This is a genomic window from Pseudarthrobacter sp. NPDC092439, assembly GCF_044754945.1.
Taxonomy (GTDB): domain Bacteria; phylum Actinomycetota; class Actinomycetes; order Actinomycetales; family Micrococcaceae; genus Arthrobacter.
In genome coordinates this window covers 241,853-265,464 of sequence record NZ_JBIVQB010000002.1, presented here as the reverse complement: position 1 = coordinate 265,464, position 23,612 = coordinate 241,853, and the positions used below count along the sequence as shown (strand labels likewise).

The window sequence follows — 23,612 nt, the reverse complement described above, 5'->3', positions numbered from 1 at the left end:
ATGCCTCACCTCCCGGGCCATGGATCGGCCGCCTGTAACTTCTGCACAAGTAGGGCTTCTGTGTTTAATTCGGTATCGGCCGTGGCGCTGGAAAGCGCGCTGGACGGGCTGGCGTTACGCCAGCGCACCATTGCGAACAACATCGCCAACGTCAACACACCGAACTTCAAGGCCAAGCGTGTTGCGTTCGAGGCAGCCTTGGCAGGTTCCGTCAAAGCCGGTGACGGTCACGTCCAGGCCAGCGTTGAGGGTTCCCTGGAACCCACCCGGCTGGACGGGAACAACGTCAACCTGGAGACAGAAACGCTCTCCAACATCGACACCGTCCTGCGCTACCAATTCGCCGCCCAAGCCGCCGAAGGAACCTTTTCCGCAGTGCGCTCAGCGATGAGGACCAACTGATGACCTTCGACGCCATCGGCATCGCCGGCACCGGCATGACCGTTCACCGCAAATGGCTCGACGCCGTCTCGGACAACCTCGCCAACATCAACAACGCTTCTTCCACCGACGGAGCAGCCTTCCAGGCCAGGTACGTCCTTGCCCAGGCCGGGCAGGGCAATGCCGGTGTCTATGTCACCGGCGCCGAATGGGGCGACGCCGAGGGCCGCATGGTGCACCAGCCGGACCACCCGCTCGCCGATAAGGACGGCTACGTTCGTTACCCGGACATCGACATGGCCGAACAGATGGGCTCGCTCATCATGGCCCAGCGCGGTTACCAGGCGAACGCGGCAGTAGTTGACCGGGCCAAAGAGACCTACCAGGCCGCACTCCAGATCGGAAAATCCTGATGCCCATCAGCCCTATTGGCGCCGTCGAGCCTGTCGCGCCCACCGGTTATCTCACGCCTGCCGCCCCGGTCGGTTCCGGAGGGGACGAAGGGTTCGCTTCCTCGCTGACGGGCGCCATCGACAACCTTCAGCAACTGCAGTCCACGTCCAAAGACCTCGCCATCAAGGCCGTGACCGGAGACCTTGACGACATCCACTCCGCCACCCTCGCTTCCACCCGTGCGCAGGTGACGCTGGAGCTTGTCGCCGCCGTGCGGAACAAGGGCGTTGACGCCTTCAACGAGATCATGAGGATGCAGGCCTGATGCCACCAAAGATTAACGGCCTGCTCCAGCGGGCAGGCGGCGTAGTCCAAGGCTTCAGCGTAGCCCAGCGGACCCTAGTGATTCTCGGCGTCGCCCTCCTTGCCCTTGGCGGATTTGCCCTGGCCGCGATGCTGACCAAGCCTTCATACACGCCGCTTTTTTCCGGCCTTCAGGCATCCGATGCCAGCACCATCGTCGAGCAGCTGAGGGCCGACGGCGTTCCGTACGAACTCAGCGCCGGCGGCAGCACCATCCTGGTCCCCGAGGAAAAAGTGTACGACCAGCGCCTCAAGGCCGCCTCCGCCGGCCTGCCCTCCGCGGCAGCCACCGGCTATGCGTTGCTTGACGACATGGGCGTCACGTCCTCCGAGTTCCAGCAGTCCGTCACCTACAAGCGCGCCCTCGAGGGCGAACTGGCCGCCACTGTGACTGCCCTGGACGGCGTGAAGAAGGCATCCGTGCGGCTCGCCATCCCGGAAGAGACTGTTTTCGTCTCCAAAAAGGCCGACCCCACCGCGTCCGTCTTCGTGGAAACCCGCAACGGAGTCACGCTGAGCACGGACCAGATCGAGGCGATCGTGCACCTCACCTCTGCCTCGATCGAGGGCATGAAGCCTGAGAGCGTGGCCGTGATCGATTCGAAGGGCACCGTCCTTTCGGCCGTGGGTGCCGGGGCCACAGGCTCAGCGGATAAGCAGGCGGCCAATTACGAGGAAAATGTCCGGAATTCGGTGCAGACCATGCTGGACCGCGTGGTGGGCCCCGGCAACGCCACTGTCGCCGTGGCCGCTGACATCAGCCGCGAATCCGCTGAACGGGTTGAAGAGGCCTTCACCTCGCCGCAGGAAGACCTGGCCCTGAACGAGTCCACCAGGACCGAAACCTACGAGGGCACCGGCGGCCCCGCGGCCGGGGTCCTGGGCCCGGACAACATTGCCGTCCCTGGCGGTAACGGTGACGGCGGGACATTCAACTCAGAAGAGAGCACCCGCAACAACGCCGTCAACAAGGTCACCGAATCACGGAAAATCCCCGCCGGTACCTTGAACCGCCAAACCGTCTCCGTGGCGGTCAATGACGCCGCGGCCGCCGGAATCGATGTCGGCCGCATCACCGACCTGGTCCGGGCGGCCGCCGGCATCAACGCGGACCGCGGCGACGAGGTCACGGTGCAGGTCGTTCCCTTCAATACCGCGGGGGCAGATGCCGCAGCGGAGGCATTGGCAGCAGCCGACGCAGCAGCCGACGCAGAAAGGATTGCCGGACTCATCCGCACCGCCATCATCGTGGCCGGCGTCCTCCTCTTCATGCTCCTGGCCGCCATCCTCTATGCCCGGCGCTCCCGGCACCAGCTCAGGGAACCGGTGGACCTGGGCGAACGCTACGACGCCCAGCCGGAACTCGTGACAGTCCCCGCCCCAATTGCCCTCGATCCGCCCACTGCGGCCATCGATATCCAGGCACTGCCGGTGCCCCCGGCCGAAACAGCCGACATTGAACTCAAACGCGCCCAGATCGACGCTCTGGCCGGCAGCGACCCGGAACGGACCGCGGAATACCTTCGCAGCCTTATCGATGACAGGCAACCGGTATGAGTACTGCCCAAAAAGAGCTGACCGGGATCCAAAAGGTCGCGGTCGTGCTGATGCAGATGAACCAGGACAAAGCCGTGCTGGTCATGCAGCAGTTCTCTGAGAGCGAGGCGCAGGAGATCGCCGCGGAGATCGTCAAGCTGCGGCGGGTCGATGCCGGCATCGCCGAAAGCGTCATCACCGAATTCCATGAACTGACCGTCAGCGGCCGCCGGCACGCCCACGGAGGCAAGGGATTCGCCGTCGGCCTCCTGGAAGCCTCCTTCGGTGCGGAGCGCGCCGCCGGCGTGATGGACCGATTGACGTCCTCAATGGCGGGCAAGTCGTTCGAGTTCCTGGACAACGCGGAGCCGGGCCAGGTCATTGCAATGCTCGATGGCGAGCTGCCGCAGACCATCGCGCTGGTCCTCGCCCACCTCCCGCCCCACGCCGCGTCCGCCGTCATGTCCGGGCTGGCGGACGGTGTCCGGACTGAAGTGGCGCATTGCATCGCCACCATGGGCACCGCCACTCCGGAAGCCGTGGCGGCGGTAGCTGAGACACTCAAGGCACGCGCCCGGGCCGTCGTCGCACCGGAACACGTCGACGCCGTGGGCGGCATCCAGCCGCTGGTGGAAATCATCAACCGCGCCGACGTCCTCACCGAAAGGTCTGTCCTGGACGGCCTGCAGGACCTTGATCCGGAGCTTGCCGAGGAGATCCGTTCCCGCATGCTGACCTTCGCCGACATCGTCAAACTGGAGCGCCGCGACATCCAGCGCATCCTGCGGGGCGTCAATGTCTCCGTGCTGGCGCTGGCCATGAAGGGCGCCAGCCCGGCCGTCCTCGAGGCCATCCACACGAACGTATCCGAACGCAACCTGGAAATCCTGGAATCCGAGATCAGTTCCATGGGCCCGGTCCGGGCATCCCAGGTCGAGGAAGCCCGCTCCGAGATCGTCCGGTCCATCCGCGAGCTCGAAGCCGAAGGTTCCATCACCGTGCGCAGGGGCGACGAAGATGCCTTTGTCTACTGAGGACGGATTCACCCAGATGGCCTTTCCGCAGCTGCGCCGGCCGGAGCCGGAAAGCCGCGACGACGGGTATGTCTACGGGCACGCCGCCGGCTACGCCGCCGGACTCCGTGCCGCCGAAACCGAGCGCCTGCGCCGGCTGGAGGAACTGGAAGCCGACTTCGCTGTCCGACGCGACCAGCAGCAGCGGGAGGCCCGGCAGCTGGCCGGGCTCCTGCAGTCCGCGGCCGCGGCGCTTGATGCACGTATCCTTCCCACGGTCTCGGCTGCGGAGGAAACCCTGGTGGCTGCCGCTGTCGAACTCGCCGAAGCCGTCCTGGGCTATGAGCTGGCCGACCGCTCCAAGGCGGCCCGGGCAGCGCTGGACCGTGCACTCTCCGGCAGCAAGGGGCTTGATCCGGTCAGCATCCGGATGAACCCGCAGGACCTCGCGGTCCTGGAGCGTGCGGCGGCCACCGGCGTGGACCTGGGCAACGAACCGGGCCGGACCGCCGTCGTACTCATCCCCGACCCCGCACTCAGCCCCGGCGATGCCATAGCGGAACTTCCCCACGGTTTCCTGGACGCCAAGATCGGCACCGCCCTGGCCCGGGCCAAGACTTCGCTGGCGGTGGGTGCGCCGTGACAGCCCTTGACTGGCGGCCCCGGGGCGCCAACTTTACTGCTGCGCTCGGCGCGGCCCGGCCCCAACGGGTTGGCATCGTTTCCTCGGTCCTCGGGCTCGGGCTCGAAGCAGCCGGCCTTGACGCCGCAATCGGTGACCTGGTGACCGTGGGTGACGGCGAAGGCGTCGACGCCGAAGTGGTCGCCGTATCGGCAGCTGGCCTGCGGTGCATGCCGCTCGGGAACATCTCCGGCATCAGCGCCGGGGATCCTGTCCGGACCAAGGGCGTGGCGCTGCTGGTACCCACCGGCCGGGGGCTGTTGGGCCGGGTGATCGACGGCCTCGGCCGGCCTATTGACGGCAAGGGCCCGCTGCGCGCCGACGCGCTTGTTCCGCTGGACCACCCCACGCCATCCGCGATGCACCGCGCCCGGATCAGCACCCCGCTGCAGACCGGCGTCCGGGTCCTCGACACGCTCACCACCCTGGGCCGGGGCCAGCGGCTTGGCCTCTTCGCCGGCTCCGGCGTTGGCAAGTCCTCGCTGCTGTCCATGATTGCCCGCGGCACGGACGCCGAGGTGTCGGTGATCGCCCTGGTGGGGGAGCGCGGCCGTGAGGTGCGCGAATTCCTCGAGGACGATCTCGGAGCCGAAGGCCTGGCCCGGTCCATCGTCGTGGTCTCCACCTCCGACGAACCCGCCCAGATGCGCCTGCGGGCAGCCTTCACAGCCACCCGCATCGCCGAGGCGTTCCGGGAAGGGGGCTCCGACGTCGTCCTGATGATGGACTCCCTGACCCGCGTGGCGATGGCCCAGCGTGAGATCGGCCTGTCCGTCGGCGAGCCGCCGGCCACCCGCGGGTACCCGCCGTCGACCTTTTCGGTGCTGGCAAAACTGCTGGAACGCGCCGGAACAGACCGGGAGGGCTCCATCACCGGCGTCTACACGGTGCTGGTGGACGGCGATGACCACAACGAACCGATCGCGGACGCGGCCCGCTCCATCCTGGACGGGCACGTGGTCCTGGACCGCCGCCTGGCAGTAGCAGGGCACTTCCCGTCCGTGGACGCGCTGGCTTCAATCTCGCGGCTGGCGGCCAAGGTCAACCCGCGTGACTATTCGGCCGCTGCGGCGAAACTGCGGAAGGTCATGGCGGCGCGGACCGCGGCGCAGGACCTGATCGACGTCGGCGCCTACGCCCGCGGCAGCAACCCGCTGGTTGACGCTGCCCTGGACCATGAGGAAGCCATCGCGGCGTTCCTCCAGCAACCCATGAACGAAAGCACCCCGGCAGACCAAGCCTGGGCGCAGCTGATCAACCTCACCACCACCCTCGGAGATTCCTGATGGCACGATCCTTCCCCCTTGCGGGCCTGATGCGGCTGCGCCGGCTCCAGGAAGATGCAGCCGCCGGCACGCTGGCGGCAGCGAACCAGGCTGCCGGGCTGCACGCGGACCGGCAGCGGGCCGCCCGCCACGAACTGGACTCGACCAGCAGCGAAGCCAGTGGCACGCCTGCCCTGCTGGCTGTTGCGGCGGCCCGGGCCTCGGCCCGCAGCATGCTCGCCACCCTGGACGCGCTCGCCGTCGAACACCAGGCTGCCGCCGCCGAAGCCCAGGAAAATTACCTGCAGGCGCGTCTGGAAGCGGCCGGCATTGAAAAGCTGGAGGCCCGGCACCAGGCTGCCGCCCGCGGCGAAGCGTTGCGCGCTGAACAAATAGGCCTGGATGAGCTCGCGCTCCGCGGGCGGAAGATCGGCGGGCAGCACTGATGCCAATGGTCGAAGCCCTGGGACGAATGCAGGAAATCCGTACGGCGCTGACGCGGATGTCGGAGCTGACTCCTCCGGTGCAGCAGCTTCCGGCCAGCGCCGGAACCGCCCCTGGCCGACCCGCCGACCCCGCTAAGTTCGGGCAGGCGCTCGAAGCCCTGACCGCGTCCATGCCGGGCATTGTGGCACCGGGCGCGCCCGGCCTGGGCCCAGCGCCGGCGGCCCCGGCACCCGGAGCGGGCAAAATCGGCGAGACGGCCGCCAAATACGCCGGCCTGCCCTACATCTGGGGAGGCAACGACCCCGCCGTCGGCCTGGACTGCTCATCCTTCGTGCAGAACGTTTACCGCGACCTTGGTTACGAACTGCCGCGTGTCACCTGGGACCAAATGAAGGAAGGCACCGCCGTTCCTTCCATGGCCCAGGCAAAGCCCGGCGACCTGCTCTTCAGCTTCAACGGCGGCCATGTTGCCCTTTACCTGGGGAACGGCAAAGCCATCGATGCCCCGCAGCCGGGGAAGACCATCCAGGTCCGCGACGCCTGGGAAAACGACGCCAATGTTACGGCCATCCGCCGCATCCTGCCGGCCGGCGACGCCGGAGCCCGGTCACCCCTCATGGCCGGTGCACTCCGATGATGACCATTGACCTGTCCCGACCGGGGACACCAGGACCGATGCCCCGCAAGGACAAACCAGCGGGCACGGGGGACGCCGGTTTCGGCGTCCAAATGCAGAAGGCTCTAGCAGCAGGGCCTTCTGAGCACCAGGGGAGCGGGGACCGCTCCCCGGACACCGTACGGAACCGCGGGATGGAGGGCGCCGGACTTGAGCCCGGCGCATCCGCACCCTCCGTGCAGGCGTCCGAATCAGGTGAGGCCGTGCCGGCCGAGGCTGCTGCCACAACAGCGCAGGCCGGCACGGTCTCCAGTGCAGGCCCGGCAGCGGTTACGCACCTCGCGGATCCACCAGCTGCCGGGCTTTGGGCGGCCACAGCCCCGGAACCGTCGGCGCCCGGGCCTCCGGCGGGCTGCGCCGGCGCGTCTCACGCTCAGGAAGTGCCGAACGCCGTGGAGGCATCGGGCACGACGGCGGCCAGGCAACCAGCGGCGAACGGCGCCGGCGCCGCCGCCGGCACAGCGGCAGCAGCACTGTCGTTCGGCGTTGGAAGGGCGTCCGATGTCCCGGCTGGGTCTGTCGTTCCAGTCGGCCCGACGGGTCCCGCTTTTCCCGCCGGCACGAGGCGGGCCGCCGAAGCGCCGGCCGAGGCCGCAACGGCCCTGGACACAGTTCCGCCGGGGCTTTCGAACCCTCCTGTTACGCCACAAACTGCCGCCTCACCGGGCGGTGGGGCGGGTGCAGCCGGTGCTGCCGTGCCTGGAACCACTCCCAGCGGCGCACCTGCTTCCGGGCCTGTCCTGGGAGGCGCCGTGGCGGCAAACCCAACGGCCCCCGGAGGCGAGCTGCAGGCTCGCCCGGCCCAACCCGCCGTCGTACCCGATTCCGGGGTACCTGCGCAGGTACCCGGACCTGTACCCGGTCCGGCGCTCCCGCCGGCGCCCGCTCCGGCCCCTACGGCGGGCGCATGGCCGGTGCAGGCGGCCCACCCGACGCTAACGGGACAACTGGCCGGCCCGGTGTTTTCTTTGGCCGCGGGGAAGCCCGGTCAGTACACCATGACGCTGAGCGTCACGCCGGAGAACCTGGGCCCGGTGACCGTCCGGGCGCATATTGGCGCGGAACTCGTTCGGGTGGAACTGTTCGCCCCGAACGACGCCGGCCGCGAAGCCCTCAGGTCCATCTTGCAGGACCTGAAGCGGGACCTCGCCGCGGCAGGCCTGGGCACCACCCTGGACCTCTCGGCCCGGAGCGGCCCGGACGACGGCGGGCAGAGCGGGCCACGCGACCGGCCCGGCGAACGGGCGGGCAACAGTACGGGGCGATTCCAAGCCGTTACTGCCGCCGCCCGCCCAGACCAGGACCCCCACCCCCACCTCCGGCATGCCGGAACAAGCGGCCTCGACGTACTGGCCTGAAGTAAGGAGAACCAAGCATGCCAATCGAAGCTGTCACGGGCGCCCGGGACGCGGGCCTCTACACAGGGGCCCCGGCAAGGGCCCCCAAGCAGGCCATGGACGGAGAGGTCTTCATGCAGCTGCTGGTCACGCAGCTGCAGAACCAGGACCCCGGTTCACCCATGGACACCAACGAAATGATCGCGCAGACCACCCAGCTGGCAATGATGGAAAAGCTGAACGAGCTCTCAAACAACGCCAAAGAGAACTTCTCCCTGCAGATGCGCTCCGCAGCGGCGGCCCTGATCGGGCAACAAGTCAGCTACACCGGTGCCGACGGCCGGCCCGCCACCGGCGTGGCAACCTCCGTCTCCTACGCAGGCAAGGTACCCACGGTCACCGTTGACGGCCAGGCCGTCGCCCTCGACGCTGTGACCGGCATCGCCGCCGGCGCTTCCTAACTTCACGAATCCCCTTTCGAAAGGCACACCATGCTCCGCTCCCTGTATTCCGGCATTTCCGGACTCCGCTCGCACCAGACCATGCTGGACGTCACCGGTAACAACATCGCCAACGTGAACACCACCGGCTTCAAGGCCTCGGCCACCCAGTTCCAGGACACCCTGTCCCAGATGACGCAGGGTGCAGGTTCCGGCAGCCCCACGGTGGGCGGAACCAATCCGGCGCAGGTGGGACTGGGCGTCCAGGTGGCGGGCATCTCCACCAACTTCTCACAGGGTTCTGCCCAGTCCACCGGCCGCTCCACGGACATGATGATTTCCGGTGACGGCTTCTTCGTGACCCGCAAGGGCGGCGAGCAGTTCTACACCCGCGCCGGTGCCTTGGACCTCGACGCGCAGGGCCGCTTCGTCACCCCGGACGGCGCCCTGCTGCAGGGCTGGAAAGCCGTCAACGGCAAGGTTCCCACCGGCGGCGCCCTCGGCAATTTGACCGCTGACCCGCGGGAGACGGCGCCTGCCACGGCAACCACAGCGGCGGGTATGGGCGGAAACCTGCCTTCCGAAAGCGCCGTCGGCACACAGCTGGTGCGGGACATTGACGTTTTTGACGGTACGGGCAGGGTCCGCACCATGGCGCTCACCTTCAGCCGCACGGCCGGCGGCTGGGCAGTAACGGGCGACGACGGAGCGGGCGCCACCGGGGCAACGAACCTTGCGTTTGCCAACGGCAAGCAGACCGGCGGGGGAACCATGACGGTCGGCGGCATCACGGTGGACCTGACGGCCGTCACCGGCTACGCGGGCCTGAACACCCTGGTCAGCACCGGCCAGAACGGGCGCGCCGCCGGCACGCTGCAGTCCTTCACCCTGTCGCCGGACGGCACCATCGTAGGCTCGTTCAGCAACGGCGCCCGGGAAGCGGTCGGAAAGGTGGCGCTGGCCACCTTCACCAACCCGGGCGGGCTGGAAAAGGCCGGTGACTCCGGTTACCGCTCCACACCGAACTCCGGCGGCGCCGTAATCGGCAGCGCCGGGGACCCCGGCGTGGGGACCCTCGCCGGCGGATACCTGGAGATGTCCAACGTGGACCTGTCGCAGGAATTCACCAACCTCATCGTGGCCCAGCGCGGCTTCCAGGCGAACTCGCGCATCATCACCACCTCCGACGAGGTGCTCCAGGAACTGACCAACCTGAAGCGGTAACGCTTGGGGTTCGTGTCCACGTAGAAGCGTTAAGGCGGCCGCGCAAGGCCCCGAAGTGGACAAGACCCCGATGCTAACGGTTGGTCCTTGGCTGCCGAGAGTTTAGTGGGACAGCCCGCCGGGCTCGGAATGCAGGAGTGGGCCCCGTGATAGTTGTAACCCGTCTGAACAGTGCACAGTTTGCCGTCAACCCGGACCTGATCGAACGCATGTATGCCAGTCCGGACACCACGCTGGTGATGGTGGACGGGGCCAAGTACATCGTCACGGAGCCGCTGGACGCCGTCATCGACCTGATCGCCGGCTGGCGTGCGCGGGTCCTGGCGGCAGCCCGTGACCTTCCGGTGCGCGCCCCGGAGCCAGGGGCGCGGCCACTGAGCATCGTCCCGCCGGCCCCCGCGGCTGAGCAGCCGCCCACACACTGAGAGTAGTTATGGATCCCGCAACAATAATCGGCCTGCTGCTGGCGTTCGGCTCGCTCTACGCCATGATCACGCTCGAAGGCTCCAGCGTGACCTCGATCCTGCTCCCTGCACCCATGATCATGGTCATCGGCGGTACCTTGGCGGTGGGCCTGGCGGGAACCACCATGCGTGAGGCGCTCCGGGCCTTCAACTCCCTGCCCAAGGCGTTCATGGGGCGCACCACCAAACCCCAGGACAGCATCGACCAGATTGTGGTCCTCGCGGAGAAAGCGCGCAGCGAGGGGTTGCTGGCACTCGAGGAGGAAGCCGGCAAGCAGGAGGACCCGTTCCTGCGCGGCGCCCTGCAGAACGTTGCGGACGGCACGGATGGCGAAGACCTGCGCATCATGCTCGAGGACGAAATCGCCACCAAGGCGAAGTCTGACCACGCCTGCTCCAAGTTCTTCATGGGCATGGGCGGCTACGCGCCAACCATCGGCATCATTGGGACCGTGGTATCCCTGACGCACGTCCTGGAGAACCTCTCCAACCCGGACGAACTGGGCCACATGATCGCAGCCGCCTTCGTGGCTACGCTTTGGGGCCTGCTGTCGGCCAACTTCATCTGGCTTCCGCTCGGCAGCCGTCTGGCCAAGGTCAACGAGCTGGAACTGGCCCGGATGCAGCTGCTGATGGAGGGGGTCCTGGCGATCCAGGCCGGCAGCCAGCCGCTTCTGCTGCAGGAACGGCTGCGGGCCATGGTTCCGGCCCACGCCCTGCCCAAGGAAGGAACCGGTAAGAAGTCCTTGGCAAAGGACGGCGCGCCGCCACTTGAGGATGCCGCCTGATGTCCCGCCGGCGTGGACGGCAGGCCTACGTCCCACCGGAAGAGCATCCTGACGAACGCTGGATGGCCTCCTATACGGACATGGTCACCGTCCTGATGTGCCTGTTCATCGTGCTGTTCGCCATGTCCTCGGTGGACGCCCAAAAATTCGAGAAGTTGAAGAATTCCCTGGCCAGCGGTTTCGGGGTGGTCAATGAGGGCAAGGTGGACACCGCAGAGGGCGTGGTGGTGACCCCCGAGAAAGTCAACGCCGAACTCGAGGGCATGACAGACCTCGAACTGGCCATGGCCGAAACGGACGAACTGCTGGCCATCAAGGCCCGTATCAGCAAGGACCTTGCCCGGGAGGGCCTGTTGGATGCGGTCAGGTTTGCCATCGATGAGCGCGGACTGAGCATCCGCCTGGTCGGTGCCGAGGCGTTCTTCCGCCCGGATTCCGCGGAACTGACGGACCAGACCGTTCAGGTGCTGGATACCATCCGTCCTGTTGTGTCGCCGACCGGGCGGGAGGTGGCGGTCGAAGGTCACACGGCCAGGGTGGACGCGCCGAATCCCCGCTACTGGGAACTGTCCTCCGAACGCGCCACCAACGTGGTGCGAAACCTGATCGGGCCGGGTGGTGTGAGGCCGGAACGCATCCGCGCCGTGGGGTTCGGCTCCGCGCGTCCGCTAACGCCCGGCAAAACGGCGGACGAACTGAGGCTCAACCGGCGCACCGACGTCGTGGTCCTCTCGGATGAAAGCGAAACGGTCCGTGCGCTGATTCCCGGAATCCTCAAATCGCGCGCCACCTGACCGCCTTACGCCAAGACTGCCGCGGCCGATAGTAGCAGCCGTGAGTCCAGAGGAAATGCAGCACATGAACCCGCGGGGAAGGGCGCCGCGGACGGTGGAAGTCTATGACTTCCGGCGTCCCACCACCCTTGCCCGCGAGCACAGCCGGATCCTGGAACTGGCCTTTGAGACTTTTGCCCGCCAGTGGGGCACCCAGCTGACCGCCAAGGTCCGGGTGAAGTCCCAGGTGACCTTCGGCAACGTCCTGATGCAGACCTACGACTCCTATGCTGCATCGCTGCCGTCCACCACGGCCATGGTCCTTTGCCGGCTCGAGGGCCTGGACTCCAAAGCCGTTATCCAATTCCCCACCGCCGCAGGCCTGGCCTGGGTGGGCCGAATGCTGGGCGGCAACGGGAGCCGGACGGCGCCGGAACGCAAATTCACGCAGATCGAGCATTCGCTGGTGCGGCGCCTCATGGAGGATGCCCTCGAGGACCTCCGCTACTCTCTGGGCACCCTGATGGAACCGGCCATCAGCCTCGAAAGCATCCAGCACAACTCCCAGTTCGCCCAGGCGGCCGCCACCACGGACCTGATGATTGTGGCCGCCTTCAGCATCCGGGTGGGCGAAGACGCAGCAGATGCAACCATTGCCATGCCCGCCGAGGTGCTGCTGTCAGGCCTCGGCGCGGCAAACCCCACCGTTTCGGCGGAAAACTCGAAGGAAATGCTGCTGGAGCAGCTGGGCTACGTGCCTGTGGATGTTTCGCTGAGCCTGACCCCGGCCAGCGTCCGCCCCAGCACAGTCCTGAACCTGGCAGTGGGGGACTTGGTGCCCTTGCCTCATCCCACCCACCGGCCGCTGGACATCACCGTGGAAGGACGGGCGCTGGCGCAGGCTGCGCCAGGAGCAAACGGTGCACGGCTGGCCGCAGTTATCGTCAATACCCAGGAGACCCGCCGATGAGCGCAAACCGCACCCTGCAAACCTCAGCCGCAGCCGCCCTGGTTGAGCTGCTGCCCACCCCTGTTCCGCTCACGGCCGTGCCTGTCACGGCCGCCCTTCCCCCCGGCGCCGCCGGCTCCGCCGTCAGCGCCAACTTCGTCGGCTCTGTATCCGCGGACATCGCCATTGCGCTGGTGGACGCCGACTCCGTCCTGCCCGCGGGAGGAGGGACAGGTCTGGTCACCGCCGCCAGCGTGCTCCGCCCGGCGCTGGAGAACGCCAGCTCCGCGCTGGGTACGGGGGTCCTGGGAGACTGCCGGAACGAGGACGCCACGGCACTGTTCACGGATCCCGGGACGGTGGTGTTCGAACTTCGGGACATGCAAAACACGGCCGGGTGGTTCGGCATCCGTGTCCGGGAAAATGGAGTGCTCGGCGGTTCCGCGGTCCCGGCGGCAGACCCGCACCAGCACGGCAGCATGGCCGGAAAGCTCGGCCGGATCAACAACGTGGAGATGGCGCTGACTGTCGAAATCGGGCGGACCCGGATGTCGGTCCGTGACGTCCTGAACCTGGAGCCGGGCGGCGTTGTTGAGCTGGACCGTTCCGCCGGCGCTCCTGCGGATGTCCTGCTCAACGGCCGGGTCATCGCACACGGCGAAGTAGTGGTGGTTGACCAGGACTACGCCGTGCGGATCACCCGTATCCTCGACATCGCCGACGGCGTCCACTGATGGACGAGCTGATTCTCTGGCTGAGGGTGATCCTCTCGCTGGGAGCCGTGCTGGCGCTGCTGTGGCTCATCCAGCGGCGCTTCGGCAGGAACGCCGGGGCCGCCGTCGGAAGTACCCGCCCCCTCCAGCTCATTGCCCGGCAGGGAATCGGCCAGAAGGCCTCGGTGGTCATCGTTGAGGCGGACGGGCAGCGGCTGCTGCTGGGCGTCACCGAACAGTCCGTGACGGTCATTGGCAGCACCGAGGCCCGCACGGCTAAACCCGAGGCCGGGCAGGCAGCCCCGGTTGTTTCTTTCGGCGCCGCGCTGGCGGCGGAGACGGGTGGAAGCACGACGGCGATCAGCCGGAAGCGCCGTGAACGTCGCCGCGCGCGCGAATCACGCACCGGGCTGGAGGGTTCCATCCTTTCGCTGAAAACCTGGCAGGACAGCGCCGCGGCGCTGAGAAACGGCGCAGATGCGCCGAAAAACGGCACGGACGCCGTCGACACACCTGGCACGGATGCCCTGACGAATGGTTCCAGGAACTAACTTGCCCGTTTCATCCCTGCGCCCCCGCACCGGGGTGCTGCACCTTCTTGCGGCCATTTTCGTGGCCGCGGCCCTGATTCTCTGGGCATCGGCGGCCGGCCATGCCGCGCCGCTGCCCCCGGTGGATCCCACCCCTCCGGCGGATCCAAACGCCCCGGAGGACACCAACGGCGGCTTCTCCGTGGAAATCAACGGACCCGATGGTGCACCGGCGGGCGCCATCGTCACGCTGCTCGGCATTACGCTTCTGGCGGTGGCGCCGTCGCTGCTGCTGATGATGTCCTCGTTCACCAAGATTTTCGTGGTCCTGGCCATGGCCCGCAACGCCCTGGGCCTGCCCTCCATCCCGCCCAACCAGGTGCTGGCCGGGCTCGCGCTTTTCCTGTCCCTGTTCATCATGGGACCGGTCCTGACCCTGATCAACGAGACTGCGCTCCAGCCTTACCTCAACGGTGAAATGACATTCGACACCGCCTATGAGACAGGCGTCAAACCGCTGCAGGCGTTCATGCTCGCCCATACCAGGGAAGAGGACATCGCGCTCATGACGCGGGCGGCGGAGATGGAAAACCCGGCCAGTCCGGAAGCGGTGCCGCTGCTGACACTGATCCCTTCCTTCATGGTCTCCGAGCTTCGGGCCGCATTCATCATCGGCTTCGTCATCTTTGTGCCGTTCCTGGTCATCGACCTCGTGGTCGCCTCCGCCCTGATGTCCATGGGCATGATGATGCTCCCGCCGGTAATGATCTCGCTGCCGTTCAAGATCCTGCTGTTCATCCTGGTGGACGGCTGGGGCCTGGTCATCAAAGCCCTGGTGGGCAGTTATGCGGGAACGGGATGAACACCAGCGCAGTCATGGACATCGGCCTGCAGGCCCTTTGGCTGGCCGCCAAGCTGTCCGCGCCGGTGCTGATCACGGCGCTCGCCGTGGGATTCGGCATCTCGCTGCTGCAGTCCATCACGCAGATCCAGGAAGTCACGCTGTCCTTCGTCCCCAAGGCAATCGCCGTTGCGGTGGTCCTGATGGTATCCGGGCACTGGATGATCGCCGAAGCCGTGACGTTCACCCAGATGCTGTTCGAGAAGATTCCCTCACTGCTGGGAAACGGTTAGCCGTGGAAATCCCGCTCAACCAGGCATGGCTGGAAGCCGTCATGCTCGCATCCGTGCGGATGGTGACCTTCCTGGCCATCGCCCCGCCGTTCTCCTACAACGCCTTTCCGTTGCGGATCAAGGCCATGCTGGGTATCGGACTGGCCCTGGCCGTCTCGCCGCAGGCGGCGCCCGGCTATGAACCGTTGGACACGGCCGGCTTCGTGGGTGCCCTGACCATGGAAATCCTTACCGGAGGCGTGCTGGGTTTCCTGGTCATGCTGGTGTTCTCAGCGCTGCAGTCCGCCGGGAACCTGATCGACCTGTTCGGTGGCTTCCAGCTCGCGCAGGCCTTCGACCCGCAGTCCATGGTCAACGGTGCCCAGTTCACCAGGCTGTTCCAGATGACAGCTTTGGCCCTGCTGTTCGTGAGCGACGGCTACCAGCTGATCCTGGGCGGGCTTGCCCGGAGCTTCACGGCGCTGCCGATCGCCGGCACGGTGGACCTCTCCCGCGCCGGTGAACTCATGGTCAGGGGCACCACGGGCATGTTCCTGGCGGCGGTGCAGATTGCCGGGCCGCTGCTGGTGGTGCTGTTCCTGGCCGATGTGGGGCTTGGCCTGCTGACCCGCGTGGCGCCGGCGTTGAATGCGTTCGCCCTGGGCCTCCCACTGAAGATCCTGCTGACACTGATCTTTTCGGCCGTGATTTTCGTGGCGCTGCCCGGGGTTGTGGCCGCGATCAGCGGCGACGCCGTCAACACGCTGACGGGGGTGAGGTAGATGTCCCAGGACTCCGGTGAACGCACCGAGCAAGCCACCGAGAAACGGATGAAGGAGGTCCGTTCCAAGGGCCAGTTATCCAAGTCCCAGGACCTCACGGCGTGGCTGGGCATCGGCGCCGCCGCGCTGATGATGCCATCAACCCTGGACAGGGCAGCACAGGCGGCCAATGACCAGCTCTTCAACATCCCCGCGGCGGTCCGCAACCCGGATCCGGACGAGGCCCTGCGAATGCTGGCGGATGGGCTCGCGTCCATGGGGGCCAGCCTGTTGCCGATGCTCGGCGTGGTTCTCCTGGCCGTGTTCCTCGGCGCCGCCGGCCAGGGCGGCATCAATTTCCGCAAGTTCCGCGGCAAATTCGAACAGTTCAACCTGGCGGCGGGCATGAAACAGAACTTCGGGACCCAGGCGCTCTGGCAGGGCGTCAAAGCCTTGCTGAAAACGGCCGTCGTGGGGCTGGTGCTGTACCTGGTGATCCAAGGGTTGGTGCCGGTGCTCATGACAGCCGGCGGCCTGTCGGTGGCTTCTCTGCTGGCCTCGGCCGGCGGCGGCATCGGTGCGCTCATCCAGTACGCCGTCGCAGCGGGCATTGTCCTGGCCCTCGCGGACGTCTGGGTGGTCATGCGCCGGAACCGCAAGCGCACCAGGATGACCAAGAAGGAAGTCAAGGACGAGCACAAGAATTCCGACGGCGACCCGCTGGTCAAGTCCCAGCGCCGCTCCCGGCAGCTCTCGATGAGCCGGAACCGGATGATCGCCGCGGTGGGCGAATCCGACGTCGTACTGGTCAACCCCACCCACATCGCCGTCGCGCTTCGCTATGAGGCCGGAAAGTCGGCCCCGCGCGTCACCGCCAAGGGGGCCGGCCACATCGCACTGCGGATCCGTGAAGAGGCGGAGGCCAGGGGCGTGCCCCTGGTCCGCGATGTGCCCCTGGCACGCGCGCTGCATGCGTCCTGCGAGATAGGCCAGGAGATCCCGGTGGAACTGTACAGCGCGGTCGCAGCTGTTCTGGCGTTCACCATGCAGCTCAAGGCGCGCGGCTCCGCGGCAGGCACCCACACCATCAATTCCCATCAGGTCCCGGCACCCCAAACCCCTGCAACCGGAAGGCACGCACGATGAACCGCAACCTTGGCCGTTTGGCGGTGCCGGTCGGCGTCGTAGGCATCATCCTGCTCCTGGTGGTGCCTGTCCCCGCCCAGCTCCTGGACTTCCTGATCGTGGCAAACATCCTGTTCGCCCTGGTGGTCCTGCTGAACACGATGTTCGTCAAGAAGCCCATGGACTTCTCCGTGTTCCCGTCCCTGCTGCTGGTGGCCACGCTGTTCCGGCTGGGACTCAATGTCGCCTCCACCAGGCTGGTCCTGGGTGAGGCGCACGCCGGGCAGGTGATCGATGCTTTCGGCCAGGTGACCGTGGGCGGGAACATGATCATCGGCATCGTCGTGTTCCTGATCCTGGTGGTCATCCAGTTCGTGGTGGTCACAAAGGGAGCCGAGCGCGTGGCGGAAGTAGGGGCCAGGTTCACCCTGGATGCCATGCCCGGCAAACAGATGGCCATTGACGCCGATCTGAACGCCGGCCTGATCACGGATGACCAGGCGCGGGAACGCCGCTCAGAGGTTTCGGCGGAGGCGGATTTCTACGGTGCCATGGACGGAGCCTCCAAGTTCGTCAAGGGCGATGCGATCGTGGGCATCATCATCATCGTCGTCAACCTGCTGGGCGGGGTGGCCATCGGCATGGTCCAGCGCGGCATGGACATCATGGACGCGCTGGATACCTACAGTCTGCTGACCATTGGCGACGGGCTGGTCAGCCAGATTCCCGCGTTGTTAATGGCCGTAGCCACAGGCATGATCGTTACCCGTTCCAATGCGGAATCGGACATGGGCTCCACGGCCTCCTCGCAGCTGGCGCAGTCCCGCAATGCCCTCATGATCGCGGGCCTGGCGGCGATCGTCATGGCACTGATTCCGGGCATGCCCAAGCTGCCGTTCATCCTGGTGGGCGCATTCCTGCTCTTCGCCTCCCAGCGGGTCAAGGCCGCGGCAGACAGCAAGGCAGCGGCTGACCTCGCATCAGCCCCAGACAATCAGGCCGCCTCGAAGCCGGACCCCACCGCGGAGATCATGGAGCAGATGCGCGTGCACGCCCTGGAAATCCAGCTGGCACCGGACCTGGTGGACATCGTTTCCGGAGCCTCGGACGACCTCCTCGCACGGGTCCGTTCGCTGCGGCACAAGATCGCCATGGAACTGGGGATCGTCATCCCGCCGGTAAGGACCCGCGACAGCGTGGAGCTTCCGGCGTCTACCTACGTGATCCGGATTGCCGGCGTCGAGGCCGGGCGGGGCCAGGCGCCGTCGGGCCGGGTGCTGGCGCTGGGGGAGGAGCTGGAGGCCCTCCCGGGCACCACTACGGCGGAGCCGGTCTTCGGGTTGTCCGGCAAGTGGGTCCCGTCGGAAATGCGGCATGCGGCGGAGATGGCCGGGGCCACGGTCATCGACCGGGTGTCGGTGCTGGTGACCCACCTGTCCGCGATCATCACCGAGAATGCGCCGCGCCTGCTCAGCCGCGAGGACGTGCGGGTGCTCAACGAGGGCGTCAAGGAGCAGAGCCCCTCCGCCGTGGAGGAGCTCGTTCCGGGGCTGCTGAGCCTGGCAGAGGTGCAGCGGGTCCTGCAGGGGCTGCTGGCCGAGCAGGTGCCCATCAACGACCTGCCCCGGATCTACGAGGCACTGACCCTGCGGGCCAAGATCTCCACCGACCCCGAAGGGCTGATCGAGGCTGCCCGGCAGGGCCTGGGCCCGGTGGTTGCCGCCAAGCACATCAGCAACGGCTCTCTTGCCGTGCTGACCATCGAACCGCTCCTGGAACAGAGTCTCCTGGAGGGAATGCGGCCCTCGGAGCACGGCACGCAGATCACGATGTCCCCGGGCCGGCTGGAGGGGCTGCTGGCGGCTGTGCGTGAGGCCCTGGCGCGGGCGGACGCGGCCGGGCAGGCACCGGTGCTGGTGTGCGCCCCGGCGCTGCGGCCGGCGGTCCACCGGCTGGTGTCCGCCCAGCCCGGTGGACTGGTGGTGCTTTCCTACCAGGAAGCCACTGCTGCGAAGACCGGAATCGAGACTGTCGGGGTGGTCCGGATGGCCGAACCGATCACCGCGTGAGGCCCGTTTTCGGCGGACCGGCGGCGGAGGGTTACGCACCTGTGCGGATCCTGCGCAAAAACAAGGGATAACCTGCGGTTATGCACGAATCAGCGGCAAAATCGGCTGATAGTTTTATTGCCGGTGCCGCGGGTCACACAGTTTGACACGCAGATTGGCCCGACAAATCTCTTGTCAAAATGGGGAAAAATGGATCGGAACGAACGCGACAGGCTGGTGCTCGAAAATCTTCCGCTGGTGGGGTATCTCGTCTCGGATCTTTGCGCCAAAGCCACACATATCTCGCGTGAGGATGCGGCGTCAGTGGGCACCATCGCCCTCATAACGGCGGCCGATTCCTACGATCCCGCCCGCGGCGTGCCTTTTGGCGCCTACGCGCGCCGCCGGATTGTTGGCTCCTTCGCGGATGACATGCGGTCCAGTGACTGGGCGCCCAGGTCTGCCAGACGCCGGATCCGCGAGACCCTGGCAGTCCAGGAAACCCTGACCGCCGAGCTCGGCAGGGCGCCGTCGTCCGCTGAGATCGCTGCCGCGCTCGGAGTGGACCAGGCCACCGCGGAGGCCGCGCTCGCCGATTCAGCCCGCACGGTGTCCACCATCGACGGAACCATCGCGGAGTTCCTGGTGGCCGACGACGGCGCCTCCCCGGAGACCGAAGTCCTCCTTGCGGAGCGGCAGGGTTTCCTGCGCACAGCGGTGCAGGCACTGCCGGAGAAGATGCGCTACATCGTGGAGCAGGTGTACTTCGGGGACCGCACGGTGAAGGAAGTGGCGGAGGAACTGGGCCTGACCCACTCTGCGGTGTCGCAGCAGCGCGCCGAGGCGATTCGGCTCCTGCAGGACGGCATGGCCACCCACTATGCCGACGAGCCCGCAGCCGACGGCGCGCGGCAGGCGCAGTCACGCCTGCCGGCCAGCCGGCGGGCTGCGTATCTGGAGTCCCTCCGCACCCAGGCGATCGGCGGGATTGCCTACGCCGGGCGCCGCATGCCCGCGCTCACGCCTTCCCTGTAAGCGCCGGGATGGAAGTCCAGCTCAGTGGCAGGTCCATGGAGGAACTGCGCGAACGCGTGCGCACCAGGTATGGGACGGAGGCGCGGATTGTCAGTGCCGAGGCGGTCACTGTTGGCGGCATCAAGGGGTACCTGGCCAGGCGCCACTACGAAGTAACGGTCCGGGTGCCCGCTCCAGGGCAGGAGCGCGGCGGACGGATGCGGCCGCGCGCCGGGATTGCTGCCTTGCTTGCGGAAGCGGACCAGGCTGAGTCCGGCGCGGGTCCTGGCGGCGCGGCAGGGAAGGCCTCGGCGCCGGCGGTTTCCACGGCATCTGGCGGGTTCGACGAGCTCGTCCGGGACCTCACGCGCTCCACCGGGAGCATCGCCCGGACTGACAACGGGGCCCGGACCGGCAACGAAGCCCGGGCCGCCGCCCCAACCGGTGTCCGGGGACGCAGGGCGCACCGGGTTCCGCGCCCTGCCAGGCACCCGGGAGACCTCACTGTTGTGGTGGGACTCCAAGCGGACGCGCTCAAGGTGTGCCGGGAGATGGCGCAGGATGCTGCGGTGGAATCCGGTAAGGGAACGGCCGGGCACGGTGGCCGGGGTGTGTACACGGGTGGCAGCCATGGGGCCAAGGGCTATCTGCCGCTCGGCAACAGGGCCGCTGCCGTGGCGGCCCGGGCCGCGGGCGTGGAGGGCGGCTACCCGGTATTTATTGCCTGGGGGATTGGTCACACGCACGGGGAAGACAAGGGGTTCACCGGCTTGGCGTCGCTGGCGCCAGACCAGGTGTGGCTGGCAGTGGACGCGCGTATGAAAGAGGCAGATACGGCCTCGTGGGTGGCCGCTGTCAAAGCGGCTGTGCACGTTAACGGCCTTGCAGTGGAGCACAGTGATGGCACGGCCACTCCGGAAACGGTGAACCTGCTGGAAGTACCGGTGGGCTGGGTGGACGGCAGGCCCTCGCCCGCTCCGAAGCTATGACCGTCACTCTTTTATGGAGGGCAAAGACCGCAATTATGCGTTGGGATAGAGTGGCGCTGTGCTGGTACTAACACGCAAAGTCGATGAAAAAATCCTCATAGGTGATGACATTGTCATTACCGTCCTTGAGTCCCGGGGAGACGTGGTGCGCATCGGGATCGAAGCGCCCCGCGGTATCAGCATCCAGCGTGAGGAAGTGGTGCGGGCGATCAGCGAGGCGAACCTCGCGGCGGCCCATATGGATGATGACGCCGAAGAGCGGCTTAAAGCGGTCTTGGGACACCGGAAGAACGACTGAAGCAAAAGCAGCAGGCGGAAGATGCCTGCCGCCCGAAAGGTGCAGCACTGTGTTTGGGGGAAACATGAATAGTGGAAGTGGCGAGGGCCTGGATGGGCAGATACCACTCGTGGATCCGGCGGTCCTGAAGGATCTTGCGGACAAACTGCAGAGCCCGGACATCGCGTCCCGCTTTGCCGCGGATTACGTGGATCTGTGGGAGGTGCGCCGGGCCCGGCTGGCGGCTGCGCTGGAACGCAATGACTTCCCTGGTGCCGTGGACGCCGTAATCAGCCTGAGGGTGGCGTCGGTCATGGTTGGTGCCGGGCGTCTGACCTGGCTGGCGCAGCAGGTCGAGGACGCCGTCAATAGCGCGGACTTCGCGGCCGGGCGGGAGCTCATGGCTGCGGTAGGTGCTTGCGGCATACAGACCGTAGAGGAATTGGCGCAGCCGTGCAACCCTGAATTGGCGTTGTGCAGCCGCCATTTGTAGGGTTCTCCTATGACAACCGGGAAAAAAATCACCAAAGCCGTCATTCCTGCCGCCGGATTGGGGACCCGCTTCCTGCCCGCGACCAAGGCGATGCCGAAGGAAATGCTGCCGGTGGTGGACCGTCCGGCCATCCAGTACGTGGTTGAGGAAGCTGTTGACGCCGGCCTCACCGACCTGTTGATGATCACCGGCCGCAACAAGCGCTCCCTGGAGGACCACTTTGACCGTGAGCCGGGCCTGGAGCGGACCCTCGAACGCAAGGGCGACACGGACCGCCTGGCCGCTGTTGAGCACGCCTCTGAGCTTGGCCCCATCCACTACGTCCGCCAGGGCGAGGCCAAGGGCCTGGGGCACGCGGTGCTGTGCGCAAGACAACACGTGGGCAACGAGCCGTTCGCGGTGCTGCTGGGCGATGACCTCATTGACGAGGCCGAGGACCTGCTGACCACGATGATGGAAGTGCAGCAGAAGACCGGGGGATCGGTAATCGCCCTGATCGAAGTTGACCCGTCCCAGATCAGCGCCTACGGCTGCGCGGACATCACCGCTGTGGACGGCGAGGACTATGTCCGCGTGAACAGCCTGGTGGAGAAACCGGCCGTCGGCGACGCGCCGTCCAACCTGGCCGTGATCGGCCGCTACGTGCTGCACCCGTCTGTGTTCGGCGTGCTGGAGAAGACAGAGCCGGGCCGAGGCGGGGAGATCCAGCTGACTGACGCCCTGCAGACCCTGGCCGCAGCTGAGGGCGAAGGCTCCGGGGTGTATGGCGTGGTGTTCAAGGGCCGCCGCTTCGACACGGGAGACAAGCTCAGCTACCTGAAGGCCGTGATCACGCTGGCTTCAGAGCGGGTGGAGTTCGGTGAAGAGCTGAAGACCTGGATGAAGGGGTTCATCAACGGCTAAGCCGCCGTTCGAGTTTCCGGGGCCCGTCGCCGCAAGGTGACGGGCCTGTGTATTTCTCTAGGAGCCTTAGACAGGGCAAGGGCCTTTACAGCGACAGTTGCCATGGCTGGAAACCCCAACATGACCTACCCGAAGGATGGGCGCGGGCGGTAGCCGAAAAGAGAAATAATATGCCCGCGGTTGCTTTCGCCAATGTCTCCCCATGAATTCACGTGGAGGCCGCCCAACGGGTGCGTTTGCTTAGTTGTTTGTTATCAGATCATGCGGAGGCTGGGACCTGCGACGGGCGAGGGTCACGCCACAGGTTCCAAGGCCGAGCGCACCGAAACCTGCCGCACCCCAGAGGAGGAGGCTGGCGTCAGCCCAGCCGTGGAGACGCTCCGGGGTGAGCCGCTTCCCAGGCGTCTTAACGTGTATCAACATCCTCAAAAACCAGGAACGTTTGCGTGTCCAGCACCCCTGGCATTGATTGCAGCTGATCAAAGATCACCCGCCGCAGGTCCACGTTGTCGACAGCCCGCACGAGCAGTATCACATCGAAGTCGCCGCCCACGAGCGCGATATGGTGAACCTCCGGAATGGATCGCAGTTGCTCGCGTAGTTCACGCCATGAGTGCTGGCTGACCTTCAATGTCACGTAGGCGGAAGACGTAAGTCCCGCCCGGATCGGGTCCACCAGAGCTGTGAACTTAGTGATGACGCCGTCGTCCGTCAACCGGGCGATCCTGGAGTAGGCGTGCGCACGGGAGATGTGCACGTTTTCAGCGACCTGGGTCACGGACATCCGGCCGTCTTTGGTCAGCTCCCCAATGATCTTCCGGTCTACATCGTCCAGCTGCGCCGGCTCTCCTGGGCTTTCTGCCATTCGTCCACTGCTCCCGTCTCAAAGCGGCCTGGAGTCACGATCCGTCTTTC

Annotated in this window: 29 protein-coding genes; 28 read left to right on the top strand and 1 reads right to left on the bottom strand. The window is 66.6% G+C overall.

The genetic code is table 11. The features are described from left to right. Positions 1-60: 60 nt before the first annotated feature. The 28 genes from flgB (at position 61) to galU (ending at position 22,697) form a co-directional block, all read left to right on the top strand. Complete coding sequence (flgB, locus tag ACIQCM_RS06055) at positions 61-402, top strand: flagellar basal body rod protein FlgB (RefSeq protein WP_400604750.1); 342 nt, start codon at positions 61-63, stop codon at positions 400-402. Continuing rightward, positions 402-794 carry a flagellar basal body rod protein FlgC gene (locus ACIQCM_RS06050; protein ID WP_400604748.1) on the top strand — a complete coding sequence of 131 codons (393 nt, stop codon included), beginning with the start codon at positions 402-404 and terminating at the stop codon, positions 792-794. Before flgB ends, ACIQCM_RS06050 begins: the two co-directional genes overlap by 1 nt. Continuing rightward, positions 794-1,099: a flagellar hook-basal body complex protein FliE gene (fliE, locus tag ACIQCM_RS06045; RefSeq protein WP_400604747.1), complete on the top strand. Its 306-nt coding sequence runs from the start codon at positions 794-796 to the stop codon at positions 1,097-1,099. Before ACIQCM_RS06050 ends, fliE begins: the two co-directional genes overlap by 1 nt. After that, entirely contained in the window at positions 1,099-2,694 is a 1,596-nt protein-coding gene (fliF, locus tag ACIQCM_RS06040; RefSeq protein ID WP_400604746.1) for a flagellar basal-body MS-ring/collar protein FliF, read from the top strand. The genes fliE and fliF overlap by 1 nt, the downstream gene beginning before the upstream one ends. Next, positions 2,691-3,707: a flagellar motor switch protein FliG gene (gene fliG, locus ACIQCM_RS06035; protein ID WP_400604744.1), complete on the top strand. Its 1,017-nt coding sequence runs from the start codon at positions 2,691-2,693 to the stop codon at positions 3,705-3,707. The genes fliF and fliG overlap by 4 nt, the downstream gene beginning before the upstream one ends. After that, positions 3,691-4,329 (top strand): FliH/SctL family protein, encoded by a 639-nt coding sequence (locus tag ACIQCM_RS06030; RefSeq protein ID WP_400604742.1) that lies wholly within the window; start codon positions 3,691-3,693, stop codon positions 4,327-4,329. Before fliG ends, ACIQCM_RS06030 begins: the two co-directional genes overlap by 17 nt. Continuing rightward, positions 4,326-5,654 (top strand): FliI/YscN family ATPase, encoded by a 1,329-nt coding sequence (locus ACIQCM_RS06025; protein WP_400604740.1) that lies wholly within the window; start codon positions 4,326-4,328, stop codon positions 5,652-5,654. The genes ACIQCM_RS06030 and ACIQCM_RS06025 overlap by 4 nt, the downstream gene beginning before the upstream one ends. After that, a complete protein-coding gene (locus ACIQCM_RS06020; RefSeq protein ID WP_400604738.1) occupies positions 5,654-6,079 on the top strand; it encodes a flagellar FliJ family protein in 426 nt (141 codons plus the stop codon). The genes ACIQCM_RS06025 and ACIQCM_RS06020 overlap by 1 nt, the downstream gene beginning before the upstream one ends. Continuing rightward, positions 6,079-6,717, top strand: a complete 639-nt coding sequence (locus ACIQCM_RS06015; protein ID WP_400604737.1) for a C40 family peptidase — start codon at positions 6,079-6,081, stop codon at positions 6,715-6,717. The genes ACIQCM_RS06020 and ACIQCM_RS06015 overlap by 1 nt, the downstream gene beginning before the upstream one ends. Then, a complete protein-coding gene (locus ACIQCM_RS06010; RefSeq protein WP_400604735.1) occupies positions 6,714-8,114 on the top strand; it encodes a flagellar hook-length control protein FliK in 1,401 nt (466 codons plus the stop codon). Before ACIQCM_RS06015 ends, ACIQCM_RS06010 begins: the two co-directional genes overlap by 4 nt. 17 nt (positions 8,115-8,131) lie before the next feature. Then, positions 8,132-8,554 carry a flagellar hook assembly protein FlgD gene (locus ACIQCM_RS06005; RefSeq protein ID WP_400604733.1) on the top strand — a complete coding sequence of 141 codons (423 nt, stop codon included), beginning with the start codon at positions 8,132-8,134 and terminating at the stop codon, positions 8,552-8,554. Between the two features lie 30 nt (positions 8,555-8,584). After that, positions 8,585-9,757: a flagellar hook protein FlgE gene (locus ACIQCM_RS06000; protein ID WP_400604731.1), complete on the top strand. Its 1,173-nt coding sequence runs from the start codon at positions 8,585-8,587 to the stop codon at positions 9,755-9,757. Between the two features lie 146 nt (positions 9,758-9,903). Next, positions 9,904-10,182, top strand: a complete 279-nt coding sequence (locus ACIQCM_RS05995; protein WP_400604729.1) for a flagellar FlbD family protein — start codon at positions 9,904-9,906, stop codon at positions 10,180-10,182. A gap of 8 nt (positions 10,183-10,190) precedes the next feature. Beyond that, positions 10,191-11,009, top strand: coding sequence for a motility protein A (locus tag ACIQCM_RS05990; RefSeq protein ID WP_400604728.1), 819 nt, complete (start codon positions 10,191-10,193; stop codon positions 11,007-11,009). Then, positions 11,009-11,803 carry a flagellar motor protein MotB gene (locus ACIQCM_RS05985; protein WP_400604726.1) on the top strand — a complete coding sequence of 265 codons (795 nt, stop codon included), beginning with the start codon at positions 11,009-11,011 and terminating at the stop codon, positions 11,801-11,803. The genes ACIQCM_RS05990 and ACIQCM_RS05985 overlap by 1 nt, the downstream gene beginning before the upstream one ends. Before the next feature lie 40 nt (positions 11,804-11,843). Further along, positions 11,844-12,752, top strand: a complete 909-nt coding sequence (locus tag ACIQCM_RS05980) for a flagellar motor switch protein FliM (RefSeq protein ID WP_400604724.1) — start codon at positions 11,844-11,846, stop codon at positions 12,750-12,752. Then, a complete protein-coding gene (gene fliN, locus ACIQCM_RS05975) occupies positions 12,749-13,465 on the top strand; it encodes a flagellar motor switch protein FliN (RefSeq protein WP_400604722.1) in 717 nt (238 codons plus the stop codon). Before ACIQCM_RS05980 ends, fliN begins: the two co-directional genes overlap by 4 nt. Beyond that, positions 13,465-13,995, top strand: a complete 531-nt coding sequence (locus ACIQCM_RS05970; protein WP_400604720.1) for a FliO/MopB family protein — start codon at positions 13,465-13,467, stop codon at positions 13,993-13,995. The genes fliN and ACIQCM_RS05970 overlap by 1 nt, the downstream gene beginning before the upstream one ends. Next, complete coding sequence (gene fliP, locus ACIQCM_RS05965; RefSeq protein WP_400604718.1) at positions 13,979-14,836, top strand: flagellar type III secretion system pore protein FliP; 858 nt, start codon at positions 13,979-13,981, stop codon at positions 14,834-14,836. The genes ACIQCM_RS05970 and fliP overlap by 17 nt, the downstream gene beginning before the upstream one ends. Next, positions 14,833-15,108 carry a flagellar biosynthesis protein FliQ gene (fliQ, locus tag ACIQCM_RS05960; RefSeq protein WP_400604716.1) on the top strand — a complete coding sequence of 92 codons (276 nt, stop codon included), beginning with the start codon at positions 14,833-14,835 and terminating at the stop codon, positions 15,106-15,108. Before fliP ends, fliQ begins: the two co-directional genes overlap by 4 nt. Before the next feature lie 2 nt (positions 15,109-15,110). Continuing rightward, positions 15,111-15,869, top strand: a complete 759-nt coding sequence (locus ACIQCM_RS05955; RefSeq protein ID WP_400604714.1) for a flagellar biosynthetic protein FliR — start codon at positions 15,111-15,113, stop codon at positions 15,867-15,869. Continuing rightward, positions 15,870-16,994: a flagellar biosynthesis protein FlhB gene (locus ACIQCM_RS05950; protein WP_400604713.1), complete on the top strand. Its 1,125-nt coding sequence runs from the start codon at positions 15,870-15,872 to the stop codon at positions 16,992-16,994. Further along, the gene (locus ACIQCM_RS05945) at positions 16,991-19,042 is read left to right on the top strand and encodes a flagellar biosynthesis protein FlhA (protein WP_400604712.1); all 2,052 of its coding nucleotides are present in this window, start codon (positions 16,991-16,993) and stop codon (positions 19,040-19,042) included. The genes ACIQCM_RS05950 and ACIQCM_RS05945 overlap by 4 nt, the downstream gene beginning before the upstream one ends. Positions 19,043-19,231: 189 nt before the next feature. Next, complete coding sequence (locus ACIQCM_RS05940; RefSeq protein WP_400604710.1) at positions 19,232-20,056, top strand: sigma-70 family RNA polymerase sigma factor; 825 nt, start codon at positions 19,232-19,234, stop codon at positions 20,054-20,056. 8 nt (positions 20,057-20,064) lie between these two features. Continuing rightward, on the top strand, positions 20,065-21,024 hold the full coding sequence (locus tag ACIQCM_RS05935; RefSeq protein ID WP_400604708.1) for a hypothetical protein: 960 nt from the start codon (positions 20,065-20,067) through the stop codon (positions 21,022-21,024). Positions 21,025-21,082: 58 nt separating this feature from the next. Next, positions 21,083-21,322 carry a carbon storage regulator CsrA gene (gene csrA, locus ACIQCM_RS05930; protein ID WP_400604706.1) on the top strand — a complete coding sequence of 80 codons (240 nt, stop codon included), beginning with the start codon at positions 21,083-21,085 and terminating at the stop codon, positions 21,320-21,322. Positions 21,323-21,386: 64 nt separating this feature from the next. Next, a complete protein-coding gene (locus ACIQCM_RS05925; RefSeq protein ID WP_400604704.1) occupies positions 21,387-21,794 on the top strand; it encodes an Hpt domain-containing protein in 408 nt (135 codons plus the stop codon). A gap of 9 nt (positions 21,795-21,803) precedes the next feature. Then, positions 21,804-22,697 (top strand): UTP--glucose-1-phosphate uridylyltransferase GalU, encoded by an 894-nt coding sequence (galU, locus tag ACIQCM_RS05920; protein ID WP_400604702.1) that lies wholly within the window; start codon positions 21,804-21,806, stop codon positions 22,695-22,697. Positions 22,698-23,103: 406 nt separating this feature from the next. Here the strand turns inward: galU and ACIQCM_RS05915 are convergent, their stop codons facing one another. Further along, on the bottom strand, positions 23,104-23,562 hold the full coding sequence (locus tag ACIQCM_RS05915; RefSeq protein ID WP_400604700.1) for an Lrp/AsnC family transcriptional regulator: 459 nt from the start codon (positions 23,560-23,562) through the stop codon (positions 23,104-23,106). Between the last annotated feature and the right edge of the window lie 50 nt (positions 23,563-23,612).

Bases quoted from the DNA above. Each gene is read 5' to 3' on its own strand.
- ACIQCM_RS06050 (WP_400604748.1), top strand. From the start codon at position 402: ATGACCTTCGACGCCATCGGCATCGCCGGCACCGGCATGACCGTTCAC.
- fliE (WP_400604747.1), top strand. From the start codon at position 794: ATGCCCATCAGCCCTATTGGCGCCGTCGAGCCTGTCGCGCCCACCGGT.
- fliF (WP_400604746.1), top strand. From the start codon at position 1,099: ATGCCACCAAAGATTAACGGCCTGCTCCAGCGGGCAGGCGGCGTAGTC.
- fliG (WP_400604744.1), top strand. From the start codon at position 2,691: ATGAGTACTGCCCAAAAAGAGCTGACCGGGATCCAAAAGGTCGCGGTC.
- ACIQCM_RS06030 (WP_400604742.1), top strand. From the start codon at position 3,691: ATGCCTTTGTCTACTGAGGACGGATTCACCCAGATGGCCTTTCCGCAG.
- ACIQCM_RS06020 (WP_400604738.1), top strand. From the start codon at position 5,654: ATGGCACGATCCTTCCCCCTTGCGGGCCTGATGCGGCTGCGCCGGCTC.
- ACIQCM_RS06015 (WP_400604737.1), top strand. From the start codon at position 6,079: ATGCCAATGGTCGAAGCCCTGGGACGAATGCAGGAAATCCGTACGGCG.
- ACIQCM_RS06010 (WP_400604735.1), top strand. From the start codon at position 6,714: ATGATGACCATTGACCTGTCCCGACCGGGGACACCAGGACCGATGCCC.
- ACIQCM_RS06005 (WP_400604733.1), top strand. From the start codon at position 8,132: ATGCCAATCGAAGCTGTCACGGGCGCCCGGGACGCGGGCCTCTACACA.
- ACIQCM_RS06000 (WP_400604731.1), top strand. From the start codon at position 8,585: ATGCTCCGCTCCCTGTATTCCGGCATTTCCGGACTCCGCTCGCACCAG.
- ACIQCM_RS05990 (WP_400604728.1), top strand. From the start codon at position 10,191: ATGGATCCCGCAACAATAATCGGCCTGCTGCTGGCGTTCGGCTCGCTC.
- ACIQCM_RS05985 (WP_400604726.1), top strand. From the start codon at position 11,009: ATGTCCCGCCGGCGTGGACGGCAGGCCTACGTCCCACCGGAAGAGCAT.
- fliN (WP_400604722.1), top strand. From the start codon at position 12,749: ATGAGCGCAAACCGCACCCTGCAAACCTCAGCCGCAGCCGCCCTGGTT.
- ACIQCM_RS05970 (WP_400604720.1), top strand. From the start codon at position 13,465: ATGGACGAGCTGATTCTCTGGCTGAGGGTGATCCTCTCGCTGGGAGCC.
- fliP (WP_400604718.1), top strand. From the start codon at position 13,979: ATGGTTCCAGGAACTAACTTGCCCGTTTCATCCCTGCGCCCCCGCACC.
- fliQ (WP_400604716.1), top strand. From the start codon at position 14,833: ATGAACACCAGCGCAGTCATGGACATCGGCCTGCAGGCCCTTTGGCTG.
- ACIQCM_RS05950 (WP_400604713.1), top strand. From the start codon at position 15,870: ATGTCCCAGGACTCCGGTGAACGCACCGAGCAAGCCACCGAGAAACGG.
- ACIQCM_RS05945 (WP_400604712.1), top strand. From the start codon at position 16,991: ATGAACCGCAACCTTGGCCGTTTGGCGGTGCCGGTCGGCGTCGTAGGC.
- ACIQCM_RS05940 (WP_400604710.1), top strand. From the start codon at position 19,232: ATGGATCGGAACGAACGCGACAGGCTGGTGCTCGAAAATCTTCCGCTG.
- ACIQCM_RS05935 (WP_400604708.1), top strand. From the start codon at position 20,065: ATGGAAGTCCAGCTCAGTGGCAGGTCCATGGAGGAACTGCGCGAACGC.
- ACIQCM_RS05925 (WP_400604704.1), top strand. From the start codon at position 21,387: ATGAATAGTGGAAGTGGCGAGGGCCTGGATGGGCAGATACCACTCGTG.
- galU (WP_400604702.1), top strand. From the start codon at position 21,804: ATGACAACCGGGAAAAAAATCACCAAAGCCGTCATTCCTGCCGCCGGA.
- ACIQCM_RS05915 (WP_400604700.1), bottom strand. From the start codon at position 23,562: ATGGCAGAAAGCCCAGGAGAGCCGGCGCAGCTGGACGATGTAGACCGG.